Source organism: Branchiibius hedensis, assembly GCF_900108585.1.
Classification (GTDB): Bacteria; Actinomycetota; Actinomycetes; order Actinomycetales; family Dermatophilaceae; genus Branchiibius; species Branchiibius hedensis.
In genome coordinates this window covers 1,268,726-1,286,944 of sequence record NZ_UESZ01000001.1, presented here as the reverse complement: position 1 = coordinate 1,286,944, position 18,219 = coordinate 1,268,726, and the positions used below count along the sequence as shown (strand labels likewise).

Annotated in this window: 19 protein-coding genes; 12 read left to right on the top strand and 7 right to left on the bottom strand. The window is 67.3% G+C overall.

From position 1 onward, the window contains the following. Position 1: 1 nt before the first annotated feature. Positions 2-187 carry a DUF5703 family protein gene (locus tag DR843_RS06350; RefSeq protein WP_109688646.1) on the bottom strand — a complete coding sequence of 62 codons (186 nt, stop codon included), beginning with the start codon at positions 185-187 and terminating at the stop codon, positions 2-4. A 40-nt stretch (positions 188-227) separates the two neighbouring features. Here DR843_RS06350 and DR843_RS06345 point away from each other — a divergent pair, with 40 nt between their 5' ends. Further along, positions 228-509, top strand: a complete 282-nt coding sequence (locus tag DR843_RS06345; RefSeq protein ID WP_109684607.1) for a primosomal protein — start codon at positions 228-230, stop codon at positions 507-509. A 10-nt stretch (positions 510-519) separates the two neighbouring features. Here the strand turns inward: DR843_RS06345 and DR843_RS06340 are convergent, their stop codons facing one another. Further along, positions 520-1,446, bottom strand: coding sequence for an aldo/keto reductase (locus DR843_RS06340; RefSeq protein WP_109684606.1), 927 nt, complete (start codon positions 1,444-1,446; stop codon positions 520-522). Between the two features lie 37 nt (positions 1,447-1,483). Here DR843_RS06340 and DR843_RS06335 point away from each other — a divergent pair, with 37 nt between their 5' ends. From DR843_RS06335 to mshC, 4 genes are read left to right on the top strand one after another with little or no spacing between them, the layout of a single operon-like run. Then, a complete protein-coding gene (locus DR843_RS06335; protein ID WP_109684605.1) occupies positions 1,484-2,179 on the top strand; it encodes an MSMEG_4193 family putative phosphomutase in 696 nt (231 codons plus the stop codon). 58 nt (positions 2,180-2,237) lie between these two features. After that, the gene (locus DR843_RS06330) at positions 2,238-2,768 is read left to right on the top strand and encodes a DUF3090 domain-containing protein (RefSeq protein ID WP_109684604.1); all 531 of its coding nucleotides are present in this window, start codon (positions 2,238-2,240) and stop codon (positions 2,766-2,768) included. Further along, positions 2,746-3,546, top strand: a complete 801-nt coding sequence (locus DR843_RS06325) for an SCO1664 family protein (protein WP_109684603.1) — start codon at positions 2,746-2,748, stop codon at positions 3,544-3,546. The genes DR843_RS06330 and DR843_RS06325 overlap by 23 nt, the downstream gene beginning before the upstream one ends. A gap of 40 nt (positions 3,547-3,586) precedes the next feature. Then, positions 3,587-4,807, top strand: coding sequence for a cysteine--1-D-myo-inosityl 2-amino-2-deoxy-alpha-D-glucopyranoside ligase (gene mshC / locus DR843_RS06320; protein ID WP_109688644.1), 1,221 nt, complete (start codon positions 3,587-3,589; stop codon positions 4,805-4,807). Positions 4,808-4,883: 76 nt separating this feature from the next. Here mshC and DR843_RS06315 read toward each other — a convergent pair whose 3' ends face one another. Next, entirely contained in the window at positions 4,884-6,182 is a 1,299-nt protein-coding gene (locus DR843_RS06315; protein WP_109684602.1) for a ClC family H(+)/Cl(-) exchange transporter, read from the bottom strand. A 67-nt stretch (positions 6,183-6,249) separates the two neighbouring features. On the opposite strand from DR843_RS06315, the gene DR843_RS06310 reads away from it, so the two are divergent. Beyond that, a complete protein-coding gene (locus tag DR843_RS06310; RefSeq protein WP_211310189.1) occupies positions 6,250-6,717 on the top strand; it encodes a MarR family winged helix-turn-helix transcriptional regulator in 468 nt (155 codons plus the stop codon). Between the two features lie 69 nt (positions 6,718-6,786). Here the strand turns inward: DR843_RS06310 and DR843_RS06305 are convergent, their stop codons facing one another. Beyond that, on the bottom strand, positions 6,787-7,629 hold the full coding sequence (locus tag DR843_RS06305; RefSeq protein WP_109684600.1) for a PAC2 family protein: 843 nt from the start codon (positions 7,627-7,629) through the stop codon (positions 6,787-6,789). A gap of 71 nt (positions 7,630-7,700) precedes the next feature. Between DR843_RS06305 and metH the strand changes: the two genes are divergently transcribed. Continuing rightward, positions 7,701-11,450: a methionine synthase gene (metH, locus tag DR843_RS06300; RefSeq protein WP_245934025.1), complete on the top strand. Its 3,750-nt coding sequence runs from the start codon at positions 7,701-7,703 to the stop codon at positions 11,448-11,450. Beyond that, positions 11,451-12,119: an HAD family hydrolase gene (locus DR843_RS06295; protein WP_109684598.1), complete on the top strand. Its 669-nt coding sequence runs from the start codon at positions 11,451-11,453 to the stop codon at positions 12,117-12,119. It begins immediately after the preceding gene. On the opposite strand, the gene DR843_RS06290 is transcribed toward DR843_RS06295, so the two are convergent. Further along, positions 12,120-12,338: a hypothetical protein gene (locus DR843_RS06290; RefSeq protein WP_245934024.1), complete on the bottom strand. Its 219-nt coding sequence runs from the start codon at positions 12,336-12,338 to the stop codon at positions 12,120-12,122. 71 nt (positions 12,339-12,409) lie between these two features. Between DR843_RS06290 and DR843_RS06285 the strand changes: the two genes are divergently transcribed. Continuing rightward, on the top strand, positions 12,410-12,784 hold the full coding sequence (locus DR843_RS06285) for a hypothetical protein (protein ID WP_172461485.1): 375 nt from the start codon (positions 12,410-12,412) through the stop codon (positions 12,782-12,784). Positions 12,785-12,793: 9 nt separating this feature from the next. Here DR843_RS06285 and DR843_RS06280 read toward each other — a convergent pair whose 3' ends face one another. After that, a complete protein-coding gene (locus DR843_RS06280) occupies positions 12,794-13,660 on the bottom strand; it encodes a RecB family exonuclease (protein ID WP_172461484.1) in 867 nt (288 codons plus the stop codon). Between the two features lie 53 nt (positions 13,661-13,713). Between DR843_RS06280 and DR843_RS06275 the strand changes: the two genes are divergently transcribed. From DR843_RS06275 to arc, 3 genes are all read left to right on the top strand, one after another. Continuing rightward, entirely contained in the window at positions 13,714-14,859 is a 1,146-nt protein-coding gene (locus tag DR843_RS06275; RefSeq protein ID WP_109684597.1) for a site-2 protease family protein, read from the top strand. Positions 14,860-14,923: 64 nt separating this feature from the next. Continuing rightward, positions 14,924-15,949, top strand: a complete 1,026-nt coding sequence (locus DR843_RS06270) for a tRNA (adenine-N1)-methyltransferase (RefSeq protein ID WP_109684596.1) — start codon at positions 14,924-14,926, stop codon at positions 15,947-15,949. Positions 15,950-16,012: 63 nt separating this feature from the next. Then, entirely contained in the window at positions 16,013-17,755 is a 1,743-nt protein-coding gene (gene arc, locus DR843_RS06265) for a proteasome ATPase (protein ID WP_109684595.1), read from the top strand. Positions 17,756-17,758: 3 nt separating this feature from the next. On the opposite strand, the gene DR843_RS06260 is transcribed toward arc, so the two are convergent. Beyond that, positions 17,759-18,142, bottom strand: a complete 384-nt coding sequence (locus DR843_RS06260; protein WP_109684594.1) for a DUF3054 domain-containing protein — start codon at positions 18,140-18,142, stop codon at positions 17,759-17,761. Between the last annotated feature and the right edge of the window lie 77 nt (positions 18,143-18,219).

The following is an 18,219-nucleotide window of genomic DNA, read 5'->3' as shown; positions in this document are numbered from 1 at the left end:
CTCAGGCCGTGCGCATGACGCGAATGATCTTCCGGCGCAGCCAGATCCGGCGTCGACCACCGGTGTAAAGGCGCGTCCGGGCCAACTCCCAGTGTTCGTATTCGGCGAAGTCAGCAAGCATTTGCCGGATCTGCCCCGGGGTGGCGTCGCGGGTGAACTGAAGTTCGCGGAACTCGTACTCGACCATCGTTCGCCCATTGTGCGTCATTACCGATACGGTCTGGTCTATGGCCACCGATCCGCGCGTCGCGCTGGCCGCCTTCGTGGCGGCCCTAGAACGTCACTTCGAGGTCGTAGCAGCCCGCCGCGGAGAACAGGACCCGGCTGTCGAAGCCGCCTACCAGTCGCTGGCTGAGGCCTTCGACGAATACGACCGCGCTTTGATGGACACCTACGGCGAGGTCACTCCGTTCGAGATCTACGACGACGAGGACGACGACGACCTCGACGACGAAGACGACATCGAAGAGTTGGACGAAGAACTCGACGACGCGGACGACGACGACTGAGTCCCGCGGCTTAGACCCGCGGGGCCGACACCTCGTCCAGCGCATCTCGCACGGCATCGGGGATCGTCAGTTCCTCGCTACGCAGCAACGCCGCCAGTTGAGTGGTCGTGCGCGCGCCGATGATGCTGGACGCCACCCGGTCGCGGGTCCAGGCCAGCGCCACTTCGGCAGGGCTGACCTCCAGCCCGTCGGCCGCCGTCACCACCGCGTTGACCACCGGTGACGCGGCCTGACCCAGATGTCGCTGCGCCCATCGCTCGTGCCGGCCACCGGCCGCGCGGGAGTCCGCAGGGGTGCCGTGCCGGTACTTCCCGGTCAGGATCCCGCCGGCCAGCGGGGCCCATGCCAGGATGCCCGCTCCGGCGTACTGCGCGGCCGGGATGACCTCTGCGTCCGGTGAACGAGTCAGCAGGTTGTACTCGATCTCGTTGGCCACCAACGGAATCCGGGCCTCTCGCAGCATCGATGCTGCCGCGGTGAACTGCCAGCCGGAGTAGTTCGACACCCCCACGTATCGCGCCCGACCACTGCGATGAGCAGCCTCCATCGCGGACATCGTCTCGGCCAGCGGCACCTGCGAGTCCCAGGTGTGCACCAGCCACAGGTCGAGGTAGTCCACGCCGAGGCGGTCCAGCGAGGCGTCGAGTGCGCCCAGCAGCGCCCCACGAGACGTGTCGACGCTGCCGCCGGTGATGCCCGCCTTGCCCACCAGTCGCAGCCCGTCGCGGTCGAGATCCTTGATCAGCGCGCCGATCACCCGCTCCGCACCGCCGTCCGCGTACCCCGCGGCCGTGTCGATCGTCGTACCTCCAGCGGACCGGAAGTCAGTGAGCAGGTCCCGCGCGGTCTCGAGGTCGACGTCCCGGCCCCAGCTACTGGTGCCCAGGGTCAGGCTGCTGACCCGCAATCCGCTGTCCCCGACCGGTTGGATACGCACGCAGGCAGCGTAGTGGGGCGCCGGTTACGGTTCTGGGGTGGCACTGGCCCTGATCGTGCGGCACGGCCGCACCGCAGCGAACGCATCCGGAACCCTCGCCGGTTGGACCCCGGGCGTCGCGCTCGACGACGTCGGCAGGGAACAGGCGACCCGCGTCGGCTCCCGCGTCGCCGACCTGCCGGTTCGGCGGATCGTCGCCAGCCCGCTGCAACGGTGCCAGGAGACGGCCGAGTTGGTGCGCGGCGTCCGTGACGTACCGATCGAGACCGCGGACGATCTCGGCGAGTGCAAGTACGGCGCGTGGACCGGTCAGCCGCTCAAGGACCTTGCCAAGGACCCGCTGTGGCGGATCGTGCAGGACCAGCCGTCGGCCGTCACCTTCCCGGCCTCGGCGGACTTCGAGGCCGAGTCGATGCGGGCCATGCAGGCTCGCGCCGTCGCCGCGATGCGCCGGATCGACCTGGAGGTGACGCAGGAGTTCGGCGACCAGGCGATCTGGCTCGCGGTGAGCCACGGCGATGTGATCAAGGCCATCCTCGCCGACGCGCTGGGCACCCACCTGGACCAGTTCCAGCGCATCACGGTCGGGCCGGCGTCGCTCAGTGCCGTGCGATACGGCCCCGCGCGACCGTTCGTGGTCCGGATGAACGACACCGGCGGTGACGTGACCGACCTGATACCGAAGCCCCAGGAGACGCCGGAAGGTGATGCGCCGGTGGGTGGTGGGTCCTGACCAGCCCTTCGGCCGCACCGCACAGTCTGATCCCCACGAACTGCATTAGGGTCGATCCATGCCGCTGATCGAGTACGACGAGCCCGAGCGCTTCATCGCCGGCACCGTCGGCGAGCCCGGTCAGCGCACCTTCTTCCTACAGGCGGTGCAGGGCCCCCGGGTCACCACCGTGTCGCTGGAGAAGGAGCAAGTGGCGGTCCTTGCCGAGCGTCTGAACACCCTCCTGGACGAGGTCGGCCAGCCCGACGAGCAGGTCCTGCCACCGGACAACGACCCGTTGAGTACGCCGATCGAGGACGAATTCCGGGTCAGCACCTTGAGCTTGGCCTGGGTTGCCGACGTGCAGCGGGTGGTCATCGAATGTCATGACCGCGACGTGCAACTCGAGGATTCCGGTGACGAAGTCATCGAACTGACCGAACCGGACGCAACGGTGCTACGGATCGTTCTGTCTCCGATCGCCGCCCGGGAGTTCGCCCGGCGCGGGTTGGCGACGGTCGCCAGCGGGCGGCCGCCGTGCCCGTTCTGCGGCGCACCGCTGGAGGCATCCGGCCACATCTGCCCCCGTGCCAACGGATACCGACGCTGATGACCTCGCCGCGCTGCTGGAGCGCGGCGATCTCGAGGTCGAGGGCCGGTTGTCACATGCCTCGAACGCGGTCTACCGGGTGGTCGTGGACGGTTCGTTGCGCGCGGTCTACAAACCGGTGCGCGGTGAACGACCCTTGTGGGACTTCCCGGACGGCACGCTCGCAGCCCGGGAACTGACGTCGTACCTCATCTCCCGGTTGGGCGACTGGCACCGCATCCCGCCGACGGTGCTGCGTGACGGGCCGTTAGGGCCCGGGTCGCTGCAGGTCTGGGTCGGACCTCTGGACGTGACCGGCGACCACGACCTGTTGCGGGTCGATCCGCCCGGGAAACTACCCGAGGGCTACCGGCCGGTGGTGCAGGGCCAGGACGAGTACTTCGCCGACGTCGTCGTGTCGCACGCCGACGACCCTGCGTTGCGGGAGGTCGCCCTGCTGGACGCCGTGCTCAACAACGCCGACCGGAAAGCGACCGCCCTCATCCTGGATGACGGAGACCTCTTTGCCATCGACCACGGCCTGACCATGCACGAGGAGCCCAAACTGCGCACCGTGCTGTGGGGCTACGCCGGTGAACCGCTGACGGCGGATGAGACGGCGCAACTGACCGACCTGCAGGGGCTGCTGGCCACCGATCAGCTGCGGGACCTGCTGGCCCAGCTGATCACGGACACCGAACTGATCGCGTTGGACCGGCGGATCCGCAAACTGCTGCGCGACGAGACCATGCCCGCGATCCCGCCCCATCGGCACCCGTTGCCGTGGCCGCTGTGGTGAGCCAATTACGCTGAACCCCGTGAATCTGGCCGACACCCCCTTGCAGCCGTGGGCTGCTCCCGACGTCCCGGCGGTGCCGGCGGTGCCCGGCCGGCTGCTGCTGGCGACCCGCGAGGGAACCCTCGAGCCGGTCGTGGCGACCGACGGTGTGGCCGGCATGTACGTGTGCGGTATCACGCCGTACGACGCGACGCACCTGGGCCACGCCGCCACCTACGTGACGTTCGACCTCGCGAACCGCGTGCTGCGTGACTCCGGCGTGCAGGTGCGGTACGTCCAGAACGTCACCGACGTCGACGACCCGCTGCTGGAACGCGCCGCCCGCGACGGTGTCGACTGGCAGGACCTGGCACACAGCGAGATCGAGCTCTTCAAAGACGACATGAGCGCGCTGCGGGTACTTCCGCCGCAGGTCTACGCCAGCGTCGTGCAGACCATGGATCGGCACATCGCCGTGGTCACCAAACTGCTGGACTCCGGGGCGGCCTACGCGGTGGAGACGGATCTGTATCTCGATCTGTCCGTGCAGGATTCGTTCGGCTCGGTCAGCGGCTGGAATCGCGAAGAAATGATGGCGGTGTTTGCCGACCGCGGCGGGGACCCGGAGCGTGAAGGCAAGCGTGACCCGCTGGACCCGCTGCTGTGGCGCGGGGAGCGACCGGGCGAACCCGCCTGGGACGGCGGGGTACTCGGCCGTGGTCGACCCGGCTGGCACGTCGAATGCACGACCATCGCCCTGGACAACCTGGGGATGGGCTTCGCACTGCAGGCCGGCGGAACCGACCTGATCTTCCCGCACCACGAGATGAGTGCCGTGCAAGCGGTGGCCCTGACCGGCACGCCGCCGTTCGCGCACAGCTTCGCCTACCAGGCGATGGTCGGCTTCGAGGGTCACAAGATGAGCAAGTCCCGCGGCAACCTCGTGCGGGTGGCCCAGCTGCGCCGCGACGGGGTGGACCCGATGGCCATCCGGTTGATGCTGCTCGACCAGCACTACCGGACCGAATGGGAGTACACCGACGATCTGCTGGCGGCGGCCCAGGCCCGCCTCGACCGGTGGCGGGTGGCCACCTCCGGCGGAGACGACCGGGACGCCGACGACCTGCTGGTCACGGTGCGCGCCGCGCTACGGGCCGACCTGGATGCTCCGTCGGCGTTGCGGGCGGTCGACCGATGGGCCGGCCGGGTGCCGTCCGGCGGTCAGCCGAGTGTCGCCGTACGCGACCTCATCGACGCGTTGCTCGGGGTCGCGCTGTCCTAGTGCGCTGCGCGCCGAATTGTTCAACGCTGGGATGCGTGAAGGGCCGGAGCGCCTGGTCCAGGACATTCAGCGCAACTCACGAGGCGTTCTGGGTCAACTGGTTCTCTCGTGCGGCACGCGCCGCGCGGGTGGTGAGCAGGTCATAGATCCCTTCCTGCCGCATCGCCAGAGCAAGCGTCATCGCGATCGCGCACGCCCCGAGCGTGGGCGCCAGTTGTGATGTCGTGCCGGTCATCTCGCTGGCCAGCACGATGGCGGTGACCGGAGCGTGCACGCTGGCTGCGAAGAATGCCGCCATGCCGATGAGCGCCAGCGCCGCCGGCGGCGGCGAGTTCGGGTCGACAGCGCGAGCCACGATCCCCACGGCCAGTCCGAGATGGGTCCCGAGCACCAACATCGGCGCGAAGAGACCGCCGGGGGTGCCCGCGGCGTACGACACCGCCCCGAGGACCCAACGCAGAGCGAGTACGCCGAGTACGCCGACGAGGGCGCCAGAACCCAGCAGTGCCTGCTGGGTGAGGTTGTCGCCACCACCGACCAGTTGCGGTTTCATCAGGGCGATGGCACCGATCAGCGCACCGATGACCGCGGCGCGGAGCTCGACCGGCCACGAACTGGTGTCTGCGGCGTGCAGCGCCCGCATGACGGTGCGGTTGTAGGCGACCGCTGCCCCTCCACACAGCAGCCCGGCCAGCGCCACCCACCCCGCCTGCGCCAGTCGCGGCTCGCCGAGTCGCGCGACGTGGAAGGTGGTGTCACTGTGAACCAACAGGTGGGCGCTGGCGAAACCGGCAGCGGAGGCGGTCAGGGTGGCAACGGTCGCCTTGGGGTCGAACCGCTTGAGAAGCTCTTCCAGGACGAACACCCCGCCGGCAATCGGCGCGTTGAACGCGGTCGCCAACCCAGCCGCAGCACCACCAGCGACCAGGAGCCGCAGTTGCTCGCCGTGGCGGCGAGTGAGCGTCGACACCATGACGGCGATGTTGCCGCCCATCTGAACAGACGGCCCTTCCCGCCCGAGCGCCAGACCGGCGCCCATCGACAGCAGTCCACCGACGTATTTGACCGGGAAGATCCGGAAACGGCCGGGTGCGGCGCGACCCTCGACAACGGCTTCGACTCGTGGGATCCCGCTGCCCTCGGCGTGGGGTTCTACGCGATGCACGAGCCCCGCCGCGATGGTGGTGGCCAGCGCGCACCCTGCGACGAACAAGGGTGGCGCCCACCAATGGCCGTGCGACCAGTCGATGACCTGGCCGCGGCGGGACGTCAGCCACGAAAGGGCGATTCGGAAAGTGGCAGCCGCGACTCCGGTGAGGGCACCGACGATCGCGGCGGTCCCCGCGAAAGCCCACCACGATCCACGACGCGTCATACATGCAGTGTGCAATAGATGCATGGTGCATGTGAAATGCGGAGCGTCGAAGGGCATGATGATCTGCATGAGCCGAGGCAAGTCCGATGAACTCGTCACCTCTCTGCTGACTGCGTCCAGGGCGCTGGTGGGGGTGTCGGCGGCGTCCCTGGCTTCCGTTGAGCAACAAGTGACACTGGTGCAGTTCCGGACCCTGGTGGTCCTGGCCCAGCAACCGCACACCACGGTGGGCGCGGTGGCCGCCCGGCTGGGGGTCAACCCCTCCTCGGCGCAGCGGCAGATCGACCGGCTGGTCAGTCAGGGGCTGGCCGTGCGCGAGGAGAACCCAACCGACCGTCGGGAGGTGGCGGTGACGCTCAGTACGACGGGTCAGCGCATCGTGGAGGACGTGACCCGCGCGCGGCGCAAAGCGCTGACCGGGATTGTGCGCGCGCTACCGGCAGATCAGTATCAGTCGCTGATCACTGCACTCGATGCTTTCGCGGCCGCAGCGGGGGAGCCGTCCGCGAATGAAGCGGCCAGACTTGGCTGGTGAGTACCGCGCCGGCCCCGGATGCCATCGCCCCGACTGCTATGGCGCCGACGTAGCAATGCCGCGGCGCGACTAATCCTCGTCGCGGCGGCGCAGGTAGCGCTCGAACTCCTTGGCGATCGCATCACCGCTCGCCTCGGGCAGCTCGGTGGTGTCCTGCTGCTCCTCCAGGGAGTGCACGTAGTCGGCGACCTCCTCATCGGAGGCGGCCAACTCATCGACCCCGTGCTCCCAGGCGCGGGCCAGATCGGGCAGATCGGCGTGCCCGATGAGCGTGTCGAAGAGCGTCTCCAAACGGGTGAGCAGCGCCAACGTCGCCTTGGGGGAGGGCGAGCCACCCGCATAGTGGGGTACGGCGGCCCACAGTGAGATGGTCGGGATCCCATTGCGATGGGCGGCGTCAGAGACGACACCCACGATGCCGGTCGGACCCTCGTAGCGGCTCGGCTCGAGGTCGTAGCGGTCGCGGATGTCCGGGTCGTCGCTGGACACGGTGACCGGGATGGGCCGGGTGTGTGGCACGTCCGCGAGCAGACCGCCCAGGGTGATGAACATCGTGGCGTCCGCGTCGGCGGCCAGGTCGATGATCTCCTGGGTGAAGGCGATCCAGCGCATCGATGGCTCGATGCCCTGCACGAGGATGACGTCCCGGTCCAACGGGGTGTCCCTGGCTAGGAACAGTTTGGTCGTGGGCCAGGTGATCTCACGGTCGCCGGCCTCGCCGGAGATCCGCGGGCGGTTGACCTGGAAGTCGTAGTACTCCTCGGGATCCAGCGCGGCCAGGGGTTGCGCATCCCACATCTGGACCAGATGGGCCAGCGTCGACGTCGCGGTTTCGCCGGCGTCATTCCACCCTTCGAAGGCGGCGATGATGAGTGGATCCCGCAGTAGTGGCAACTCCTCGAACTCGATCACCCGCTCAGCGTACGGACTGCCGCGACCGGCTCGGTAGAATCCTCCTCAGATTCGACCGAATGGGGACCAATGTGAGCAGCCGCTCCGAAACCGCCCAGGCGTCGCAGATCCAGCCGGACCAGACGGCGGCCCTGCACGACCTTCTCACTCAGCGCATCCTGATCCTCGACGGGGCGATGGGTACCCAGATCCAGGCGAAGGGATTCTCTGAGGCCGACTATCGCGGCGAACGCTTCGCCGACTGGCCCAGTGACCTGCGCGGCAACAACGATCTGCTGAGTCTGACCCAGCCCGAGGCGATCAAGGCCATCCACACCGCCTACCTCGACGCCGGCGCGACCCTGGTGGAGACCAACACCTTCAACGCGCAGCGGATCTCGCTGGCCGATTACGACATGTCCGATCTGGCCTACGAGTTCAATCTGGCTTCGGCGCGCCTGGCTCGTTCGGCCGTGGATGAGTTCGTGGCCGCGCACCCGGGCGAGCAGCGGTTCGTGGTCGGCGGCATCGGCCCGACCAACCGCACGGCGAGCATCTCCCCGGACGTCAACGACCCGGCGGCGCGCAACGTCAGTTACGAGCAACTGGTCGAGGCCTACCTGGAGCAGGCCGAGGGACTGGTGGACGGTGGGTCTGACCTGCTGATCATCGAGACGATCTTCGACACTCTCAACGCCAAGGCAGCAATCTTCGCACTGGAGACCCTCTTCGAGCAGCGCGGTCGTCGTTGGCCGATCATCATCTCCGGCACGATCACCGACGCATCCGGCCGGACGCTGTCGGGTCAGGTCACCGAGGCGTTCTGGAACAGCGTCCGGCACGCCCGGCCCCTGGCGGTCGGCCTCAACTGTGCGCTGGGTGCGGAGGAGATGCGGCCCTATCTGGCCGAGATCTCGCGGATCGCAGACTGTTTCGTGTCGTGCTACCCCAACGCTGGCCTGCCGAACGCCTTCGGTGAGTACGACGAGACTCCCTCGCAGATGAGCGAGGTCATCGCCAAGTTCGCGGCCGACGGCCTGGTCAACATCCTTGGTGGTTGCTGCGGGACCTCGCCCGCGCACATTGCGGCGATCGCCGAACAGGTCCGCGACTTCTCGCCGCGTTCCGTGCCCGTCATCGAATCCGCCTGCCGTCTCTCGGGTTTGGAGCCGCTGAACATCACCGACGAGTCGCTCTTCGTCAACGTGGGTGAACGCACCAACGTCACCGGATCGGCAAAGTTCCGCAACCTGATCAAGGCCGGCGACTACACGACGGCGCTCAACGTCGCCCGTCAGCAGGTGGAGGCCGGCGCCCAGGTCATCGATATCAACATGGACGAGGGGATGCTCGACGGCATCGAGGCGATGGACCGCTTCTGCAAGCTGGTCGCCTCCGAGCCGGACATCTCCCGGGTGCCGGTGATGATCGACTCCTCCAAGTGGGACGTCATCGAGGCCGGATTGCGCTGTGTCCAGGGCAAACCCATCGTCAACTCGATCTCGATGAAGGAAGGCGTCGAATCCTTCGTCGAGCACGCGCGACTGTGCCGCAAGTACGGCGCGGCGATCGTGGTCATGGCCTTCGACGAGGAAGGTCAGGCCGACTCCCTCGAACGCCGCAAGGAGATCTGCGAGCGGGCCTACCGGATCCTTCTGGACGACGTGGGCTTCCCGGCCGAGGACATCATCTTCGACCCGAACATCTTCGCGGTGGCCACCGGTATCGAGGAGCACGCCAACTACGGCGTTGACTTCATCGAAGCAACACGCTGGATCAAGGCGAACCTGCCGCATGCGCTGATCTCCGGTGGTGTGTCGAACGTCTCGTTCTCCTTCCGGGGGAACAACCCCGTGCGGGAAGCGATTCACGCGGTCTTCCTCTACCACGCGATTGCCGCTGGGATGGACATGGGCATCGTGAACGCCGGTGCGCTGGTGGTCTACGACGAGATCGACCCAGAGCTGCGCGAACGCATCGAGGACGTCATCCTCAACCGGCGGGCCGACAGCACCGAGCGATTGTTGGAGATCGCGAACAACTACAACGTCAAGGGTGACGAGGTCGAACCCGCTGCCGCAGAATGGCGTTCGCTGCCGGTGCGCGAGCGGATCACGCACGCTCTGGTCAAGGGCATCGACGAATTCGTGGTCGATGACACCGAGGAACTGCGGGTGGAGTTGTCCGCCGAGGGCCGTCGGCCCCTGGAGGTCATCGAAGGGCCATTGATGGACGGCATGGGCGTCGTCGGCGACCTCTTCGGTGCCGGCAAGATGTTCCTGCCCCAGGTCGTGAAGTCGGCACGGGTGATGAAAAAGGCTGTGGCCCATCTGATTCCGTACATCGAGGCGGAGAAGCAGCCGGGCGATGCAGCCCACAGCAAGGGCAAGATCATCATGGCCACGGTCAAGGGTGACGTGCACGACATCGGCAAGAACATCGTCGGCGTCGTCCTGCAGTGCAACAACTACGACGTGATCGACCTCGGTGTGATGGTGCCGCCGCAGAAGATCCTGGACGCTGCCCGCGCGGAGAACGCCGACATCATCGGCCTGTCCGGGCTGATCACCCCGTCGCTGGACGAGATGGTCAACCTGGCCCAGGAGATGGAGCGGCAGGGTTTTGAGATCCCGCTGCTGCTGGGTGGTGCAACGACCTCGCGCGCGCACACCGCGGTGAAGGTCGAGCCGAAGTACCACGGACCGGTCGTGTGGGTGAAGGACGCATCGCGTTCTGTCCCAACGGCATCCGCACTTCTGTCCGACGAGCGCCGGGGTGCGTTCCTGGAGGACGTCGCCAAGGACTACGAATCCATCCGGGAGCGGCACGCCGCCAAGCGGACCGAACGGCCACTGGCGTCGTACGCGCAAGCCCTGGATCGACGTACGCCGATTGATTGGGTTGGTTACGAACCCACCCGACCGTCGTTCACGGGTTTGCGGTCCTTCAACGACTACCCGTTGGCCGAGCTGCGCGAGTACATCGACTGGCAGCCGTTCTTCAACGCCTGGGAGATGAAGGGTCGCTATCCCGACATCCTCAACAACCCCGCCAGCGGCGAGGCAGCCCGCAAACTGTGGGACGACGGGCAGGCGATGCTCGACCGGTTGATCGAGGAGAAGTGGCTGCAGGCCAACGGCGTGGTCGGCTTCTTCCCGGCTGCTGCGGTCGGCGACGACCTGTTGGTCTACGGCTCGGAGGACCGCGACGAGGTCGTCACGACGCTGCATCATCTGCGCCAGCAGGGCGAGCACCGCGAGGGTGTGCCGAACCGGTCGCTGGCCGACTACATCGCGCCCAAGGACACGGGAATCGCCGACTATGTGGGCGGATTCGCGGTGACCGCTGGTCTGGGCGCGGCGGAGAAGGTTGCGGAGTTCCGGGCCGCACTGGACGACTACAGCGCGATCCTGCTCGAGTCGTTGGCCGACCGGTTGGCCGAAGCCTTTGCCGAGCGGCTGCACGAACTCGTCCGCACAGAACTGTGGGGATACGCGCCGCAGGAGTCCCTGGACAACGCCGCGCTGATCGACGAGCGGTACACCGGGATCCGGCCGGCGCCGGGATACCCCGCCTGTCCGGATCACACCGAGAAGCAGACGCTCTGGGAGTTGCTGGAGGTCAAGGAGCGCGCCGGCATCACGCTCACCGAGTCGATGGCCATGTGGCCGGGAGCCGCGGTCAGCGGCTGGTACTTCTCACACCCGCAATCGCAGTACTTCGTAGTCGGCCGGCTCGGCCAGGACCAGGTGGGCGACTACGCGCGGCGTAAGGGCTGGACGATGAAGCAGGCGGAGCAGTGGCTGTCACCGAACCTGGGGTACGAACCGGAGGACCGGTAAATGGTGTTGCCGGCAGCCGTGTTGTGGGACATGGACGGCACCATGGTGGACACCGAGCCGTATTGGATCGGCGCCGAAAAGGCGCTGGTCGCCGCCCACGGTGGTGTCTGGACCGATGCGATGGCCAAGGAGTGCGTCGGTAACACGCTGCTGCGGTCGGCGCAGATCATCATCGACAACTCGGACGTGACGATGACGCCCGAACAGGTCGTGGACTATCTGATCGGCGAGGTGCTGACCGCGATGCGCCAGCACATGCCGTGGCGGCCGGGGGCTCGTGAGTTGCTGGCCGAGGCGGTGCGGGCCGGGGTGCCGAACGCCTTGGTGACGATGTCCTACACCGTGCTGGCCGATGAACTGGTGGCGGCGTTGCCGGCAGGCTCGTTCGCGGCGGTCGTGACCGGTGATGTGGTGACGCACGGCAAACCGCACCCGGAGCCGTACCTGACCGCGGCATCGTTGCTGGATGTGCGCCCGGAAGATGCTGTCGCCATTGAGGATTCACCCACTGGTACGCGTTCAGCGGTGGCCGCCGGGGTGCCCACGATCGCCGTACCGCATGTTGTCGAGGTGCCGCCGATGGCAGGTGCGGTCCAGGTGGACTCACTCGCCGGGCTGCAGCTGAGCGACCTGACGGGATTGTTCAGCGCGGAGCCCATCCGGCACTGATCACTCGATGTAGCCGGTTACGGGATCGACCTGGGCGAGGAAGGTGCGGATCGATTCCCGGAGTTCGTCGTCGCTGCGGGACTGGCCGTCGTAGGTCGCTGAGGTGAAGCCGTAACCGGCGTTCGGGCCAGAAGTCCAAGCGATGTCGTAAACGCCAGGTTCGTGGGCCCGCTCAGCGACCTGGAAGGCCTCGCCGTCGACCCGCAGTGTCCGGATCACGGTCAGCTACCACAACTGCTCGAGGCGCTCATGGCCCTTCATCGTAGGCTGGCCGAGATACTCTCGCCGCCATGCGCAGCATCGCGAACTACGACGCTGAGAAGTACGCCGCCAATCCCTCGTACGCGCCTGTCGAGCCGGGCATCTACCTGTGGCACGACGAGGAGGACACCTACGTGACCTCGCTCAGCTTCGAGCAGGAGCCCGAGTTGGGTGAAGGCGACAACGCAGCTTGGATCTCGCAGTATCCGCTGGAAGACCTTCTCGACCGCTTCCTGGTGTGGGTCTCGGACTTCTACCCGGCGTTGAACACCGCCGACTCCCGAACCTGCTATCAGGAATTCGCCGCCCCAGACCTCGCCGACATCCAGGCGTTGCGGGAGATCATCGGGCGACACGTTTACCTGAAGAACAACGGTGCCGCGGTGGATCTCGTCATCGAGTGAAACCGACCCCTAATCCGGGTCGATCGCTCCGGTGATCGCCGGATCGGTGGCCCGTTCGATCGAATACTCCGGTAGCGGTGGGGGAGTGCCGCCCCAGGCCGGGCACAACGCCTTGTGGTCGCACCAGTCGCACAATCGTGACGGCCGGGGCCGCCAATCGCCTGTTGTCGCGGCTCGCTCGATGGCCTGCCACAACGCCTTCACCTTCCGCTCGGTGGCCAGCAGATCCCACTCCGACGGCTCATAGCGGACGATCTCCCCGTTACCCAGGTAGACCAGCTGCAACATCGCCGGGATCACCCCGCGGGTGCGCCACCACACCAAGGCGTAGAACTTCATCTGGAACAGCGCCTTGCCCTCGAACAACTCCGAGGGGGAGCGGCCGGTCTTGTAGTCCACGACCCGGACCTGGCCACCGGGCGCGACGTCCAACCGGTCGACGTACCCGCGCAGGGTCAGGCCGTCGACCTCGGCCTCGACGTAGAGCTCACGCGCCGCCGGCTCCAGCCGCGTCGGATCCTCCATCTCGAACCAGCGCTGCACCAACCGGAACGCATCGGCGACCCAATCGGCCAGTCCGTCCTCGTCGACGAGGTCACCTAGCTCGGGATTCTCCTGGACCAGCCGCCGCCACTGCGGCTCGATCAACTCGTGCGCCGTCTGCGGATCGCGTTGTCCCGCCGGCAGATCGAAGAGCCGTTCGAGTACGGCGTGCACCAGCGTCCCGCGCGAAGCCGCCGGACTCGGGGCCTCGGGCAGTCGGTCGACCACCCGGAACCGGTAAAGCAGCGGACACTGCATGAAGTCGCCCGCACGGCTCGGCGACAACGCCGCACGGCGGGGCGGTGCGATGGTCTCGCTCACCGGTGAAGTCATGATCAGAACTCTAGGGCGAGGGGCTGACACCCTGCCCGACTACGCTGACCGCCATGGCAAGTGCAGCGCAGGCTCCGGGGCTGCGGATCGGGTCCTTGCGCGGCGCTCCGGTCTACATCGGGCGCAGTTGGCCGATCATCGCGATCATCATCATCTTCACCTTCGGACCCCAGGTCACCAACCTGCGCCCCGATCTTGGCACCAGCGGATACCTCGTGGCCGCCGCGTTCGCGATCCTGCTGTTGCTCTCGGTGCTGGTGCACGAAGCCGCGCACGCGCTCGTGGCCCAGGCCCGCGGTATGGCGGTGCACCAGGTCGTCGCGGACGCCTGGGGTGGGCACACCAGCTTCGACCAGGACGACACCTCGCCGGCCACGGGCGCACTGGTCGCCGTCGTCGGGCCGCTGGCCAACGCCGTACTCGCCGTCATCGGGTGGTTGGTCCTGCAGATGCAGGGCGACGGCTCGGCCGTGACCCGGTTCGACCCGATCAGCGTGCCCACGTTGCTGCTGTCCGCCTTCGTCTGGGCCAACGGCTTCGTGGCGGTCTTCAACCTGCTGCCGGGGCTCCCACTCGACGGCGGTTACCTCGTGTCGTCGCTGGTGTGGGCCGCCACTGGTAGCCGGTCGAAAGGGTCGGTCGTCGCCGGGTGGTGTGGTCGGATCGTCGCCGTCCTCGCGGTCCTGTGGGCGATCGGGCTGCCGTTGCTGCACGGCCAGCAACCCTCGATGATCACGACCGTGTGGGCGATCATGATCGGTGGCTTCCTGTGGTTCGGGGCCGGGGCCGCGATCAACCGGGGCCAGGCCGAACAGGTGCTCGGCAAGGTGCAGGTGGGTCAGCTGCTGCGGCCGGTGTTCATCGCCACTGGTCAAACGCCGCTGTCGAGCCTGCCGCAGAATGCGGACATCGCGGTCACGGCACCGGACGGAACGCCGTGGGGTGTGGTCCCCGCCGAGATCGCCACCCAGGTCCGCGCCAGCCAACCCGGGCTCGCGGTGGAGTCAGCCGCGCTGCGACAGCCGCAGCCGTGGGTGGCGCAGGTCGACGACCCGCAGGCCGACGTGTCCCAACTGGTGCGCGTCTATCAGGCCAGCGGGGGCGCGGCGAGCCACCTGCTAGTCGTGAACGGGACCGGCCAGCTGCTGGGAATCGTGCGGGCCGAGGACCTGCGGGTAGCGCTCAACGCGGTCGCCTGAGCGGGCGGGATCCGCAACAACCTCGGCACCGGCATCGGGCTCCGTCGGCCTAGAATCAGCGGCGATGACTGAGCAGCCCACCGGAGCAGACCGTCGCCGAGGCCCGTTCCGGGCGGGTGACCACGTCCAGCTCACCGATGCCAAGGGCCGGATGCACACGATTGAACTGGTGCCCGGCAAGCAGTTCCACACCCACCGCGGGCACATCAAACACGACGACTTGATCGGCGCACCCGACGGCACGACGGTGCGCAACACGACCAGCGTCGAGTATCTGGCGATGCGGCCGCTGCTGTCGGACTACGTGATGTCGATGCCGCGTGGCGCCGCCGTGGTCTACCCCAAAGACGCCGGCCAGATCATCACGATGGCGGACATCTTCCCCGGCGCGGCCGTGGTCGAGGCCGGGGTCGGCTCCGGTGCCCTCAGCATGTCGCTGCTGCGCGCCATCGGCGACCAGGGCCGCCTGATCTCGATCGAGCGACGCGAAGACTTCGCCGACATCGCCAAGGCCAACGCGAGAGCTTTCTTCGGTGAGGATCATCCCGCCTGGCAGGTCCGCATCGGTGACTTGCAGGAGGAGCTGCCACTCGCCGTACCCGAAGGATCCGTCGACCGGGTGGTCCTGGACATGCTCGCGCCGTGGGAGTGCCTCGACGCGGTCAACTACGCCCTCGCCCCCGGCGGGGTGCTGATCTGCTACGTCGCGACGGCGACCCAGCTGTCCCGGGTCGCGGAGGACATCCGCGCGCATGGCGGCTTCAGCGAACCCGCGGCCTGGGAGTCCATGGTCCGCGATTGGCATCTGGAGGGGCTGGCTGTGCGCCCGGCGCACCGGATGCACGGGCACACCGGCTTCCTGATCACGACGCGTCGGTTGGCGCCTGGCGTCACCCCGCCGCGGCGGACCCGACGACCGGCCAAGGGATCGTACGACGAGACGCAGGTATCAGCGGATGAGACGGCCGACGACGGTGTGACTAAGGACACATCGGACTGGGAGGGCGCCGACTTCGGCGAAAGACCCGTGTCGGAGAAGAAGATTCGGCGCCTACGGAGGGCAATCAGCGCGCCACCCGACGAAAACTGATCTTCCCGGGTTAGGGTCGGTTGGCATCACTTGGACGCGCTCCGCGCGGCAGAGGAGGCCACGATGACCGAGCACTTCACGCCCCACGGTTCCTCCGACGAGGAGTCGGTCGCCCGCCTGCAGTCCGAGGTGGCCGCGCTACGGGACCGCCTCGCGACTGCTCCCGGCAGCGGCCGCTCCCGAGAGCTCGAACAACAGATCCTCCAACTCCAGTCCTCCGTCGGCACGCTGTCAGCGCAGAACGAACGACTGGCCCGCACGCTGAAGGAAGCCCGCGAGCAGATCGTCAACCTCAAGTCGGAGGTCGATCGGCTCGCCCAGCCGCCCGCAACCTTCGGCGTCGTGCTGGCCGTGCACGGCGACGGCACCGCGGACATCCTCAACGCCGGCCGCAAGATGCGCGTCGCCGTCAGCCCCTCGGTCGATGGCGAGCAGATGGTTGCTGGCCGCGAAGTCATGCTGAACGAAGCCCTCAACGTGGTCGCCGCGGTCGGCTTCGAGAACGTCGGCGAGTTGGTCCAGGTGAAGGAACTGCTGGGGGAGGACCGCATCCTGGTGGTCGCCCACGGTGATGAGGAGCGCGTCTGCCGTCGTGCCGCATCGCTGGCCGAAGAGGTCGTCCGCGTCGGTGACTCTCTCCTGCTGGACACCCGTAGTGGTTTCGTCTTCGAGCGCATTCCCAAGGCTGAGGTCGCTGACCTGGTCCTGGAGGAAGTGCCGGACATCCGCTACGAGGACATCGGTGGTCTGTCCGGACAGATCGAGCAGATCCGCGACGCCGTGGAGCTGCCCTACCTGCACGCCGACCTCTTCCGTGAGCACGCGCTACGTCCGCCGAAGGGCGTTCTGCTCTACGGCCCGCCCGGCTGCGGCAAGACGCTGATCGCCAAGGCGGTTGCGGCCTCGTTGGCCCGCAAGGTCGCGGAGATCACCGGCCGCGAGCAGACCAAGAGCTACTTCCTGAACATCAAGGGACCTGAGCTGCTGAACAAGTACGTCGGTGAGACCGAGCGGCACATCCGGTTGATCTTCCAACGTGCCCGGGAGGCCGCCTCCGACGGCACGCCCGTGGTGGTGTTCTTCGACGAGATGGAATCCCTGTTCCGCACCCGCGGCTCCGGTGTCTCCTCTGACGTCGAGACCACGATCGTGCCGCAGTTGCTGGCGGAGATCGACGGTGTCGAGCGGCTGGAGAACGTCATCGTCATCGGCGCCTCCAACCGCGAGGACATGATCGACCCGGCCATCCTGCGGCCCGGCCGGCTGGACGTGAAGATCAAGATCGAGCGCCCGGACGCCGAGAGCGCCCGAGAGATCTTCAGCAAGTACCTCGAGCCCGGTCTGCCGTTGCACGCGGACGACCTGGCCGAGAACGGCGGCGACGCCCAGGCCACCGTCGAGGCGATGATCCAGGCAACCGTCGAGCGGATGTACACCGAGATCGACGAGAACCGCTTCCTGGAAGTCACCTACGCCAGTGGCGACAAGGAGATCCTCTACTTCAAGGACTTCAACTCCGGCGCGATGATCCAGAACATCGTCGACCGGGCCAAGAAGATGGCGATCAAGGATCAGTTGACGATCGGCGCCAAGGGCATCCGCGTGGAGCACCTGCTGCGCTCCTGCGTCGATGAGTTCAAGGAGAACGAGGACCTGCCCAACACCACCAACCCCGACGACTGGGCGCGGATCTCGGGTAAGAAGGGCGAGCGGATCGTCTACATCCGCACGCTCATCGACGGCAAGAACGGCGACAACCCGGGCCGCTCCATCGACTCCGTCGGCAGCACCGGGCAGTACCTGTAGGTCTCACACGGCTGCGTGGCGCCGCCGGGCAATGCGTCCGGCGGCCCACCGCCAGCCGAGCAGGAACACCGCCAGCACGATGCTGGCGACGACGATGAACGACACCGCGATCCCGCGACCGGTGACCACGCGCAGGACCATCCCGAAGAACACGGTCGCGAACCACACGGTGACGGCGGCGTTGACGCTCAACGGTGCCGATCGACGTACGACGAGGCTCACCACCCAGCCCAACACCAGACCCGCCAGGAACGGCCCGGCCGTTGTCAGCACGCCGGCCGCCGCACCCGACTCGTCGTGCGACCTGCGGCCGATGGCCGCGAACAACAACACGAGCAGGGCATCGAGCACGAACGCGCCGGCGGCGCGTGGGGTAGGGCTGGTCATGCCGGCCAGTATCGCCCGGTCGGGTAGCCGCTCACATATTGAGCGCTCGCTCAAAAGCGCTGCTACTATTTTGAGCA

Excerpts from the sequence above, each read along its gene's own strand:
- DR843_RS06350 (WP_109688646.1), bottom strand. The coding sequence starts at position 187 with ATGGTCGAGTACGAGTTCCGCGAACTTCAGTTCACCCGCGACGCCACC.
- DR843_RS06345 (WP_109684607.1), top strand. The coding sequence starts at position 228 with ATGGCCACCGATCCGCGCGTCGCGCTGGCCGCCTTCGTGGCGGCCCTA.
- DR843_RS06330 (WP_109684604.1), top strand. The coding sequence starts at position 2,238 with ATGCCGCTGATCGAGTACGACGAGCCCGAGCGCTTCATCGCCGGCACC.
- DR843_RS06315 (WP_109684602.1), bottom strand. The coding sequence starts at position 6,182 with ATGACGCGTCGTGGATCGTGGTGGGCTTTCGCGGGGACCGCCGCGATC.
- DR843_RS06310 (WP_211310189.1), top strand. The coding sequence starts at position 6,250 with ATGAGCCGAGGCAAGTCCGATGAACTCGTCACCTCTCTGCTGACTGCG.
- DR843_RS06295 (WP_109684598.1), top strand. The coding sequence starts at position 11,451 with ATGGTGTTGCCGGCAGCCGTGTTGTGGGACATGGACGGCACCATGGTG.
- DR843_RS06285 (WP_172461485.1), top strand. The coding sequence starts at position 12,410 with ATGCGCAGCATCGCGAACTACGACGCTGAGAAGTACGCCGCCAATCCC.
- DR843_RS06280 (WP_172461484.1), bottom strand. The coding sequence starts at position 13,660 with ATGACTTCACCGGTGAGCGAGACCATCGCACCGCCCCGCCGTGCGGCG.
- DR843_RS06275 (WP_109684597.1), top strand. The coding sequence starts at position 13,714 with ATGGCAAGTGCAGCGCAGGCTCCGGGGCTGCGGATCGGGTCCTTGCGC.
- DR843_RS06270 (WP_109684596.1), top strand. The coding sequence starts at position 14,924 with ATGACTGAGCAGCCCACCGGAGCAGACCGTCGCCGAGGCCCGTTCCGG.
- arc (WP_109684595.1), top strand. The coding sequence starts at position 16,013 with ATGACCGAGCACTTCACGCCCCACGGTTCCTCCGACGAGGAGTCGGTC.
- DR843_RS06260 (WP_109684594.1), bottom strand. The coding sequence starts at position 18,142 with ATGACCAGCCCTACCCCACGCGCCGCCGGCGCGTTCGTGCTCGATGCC.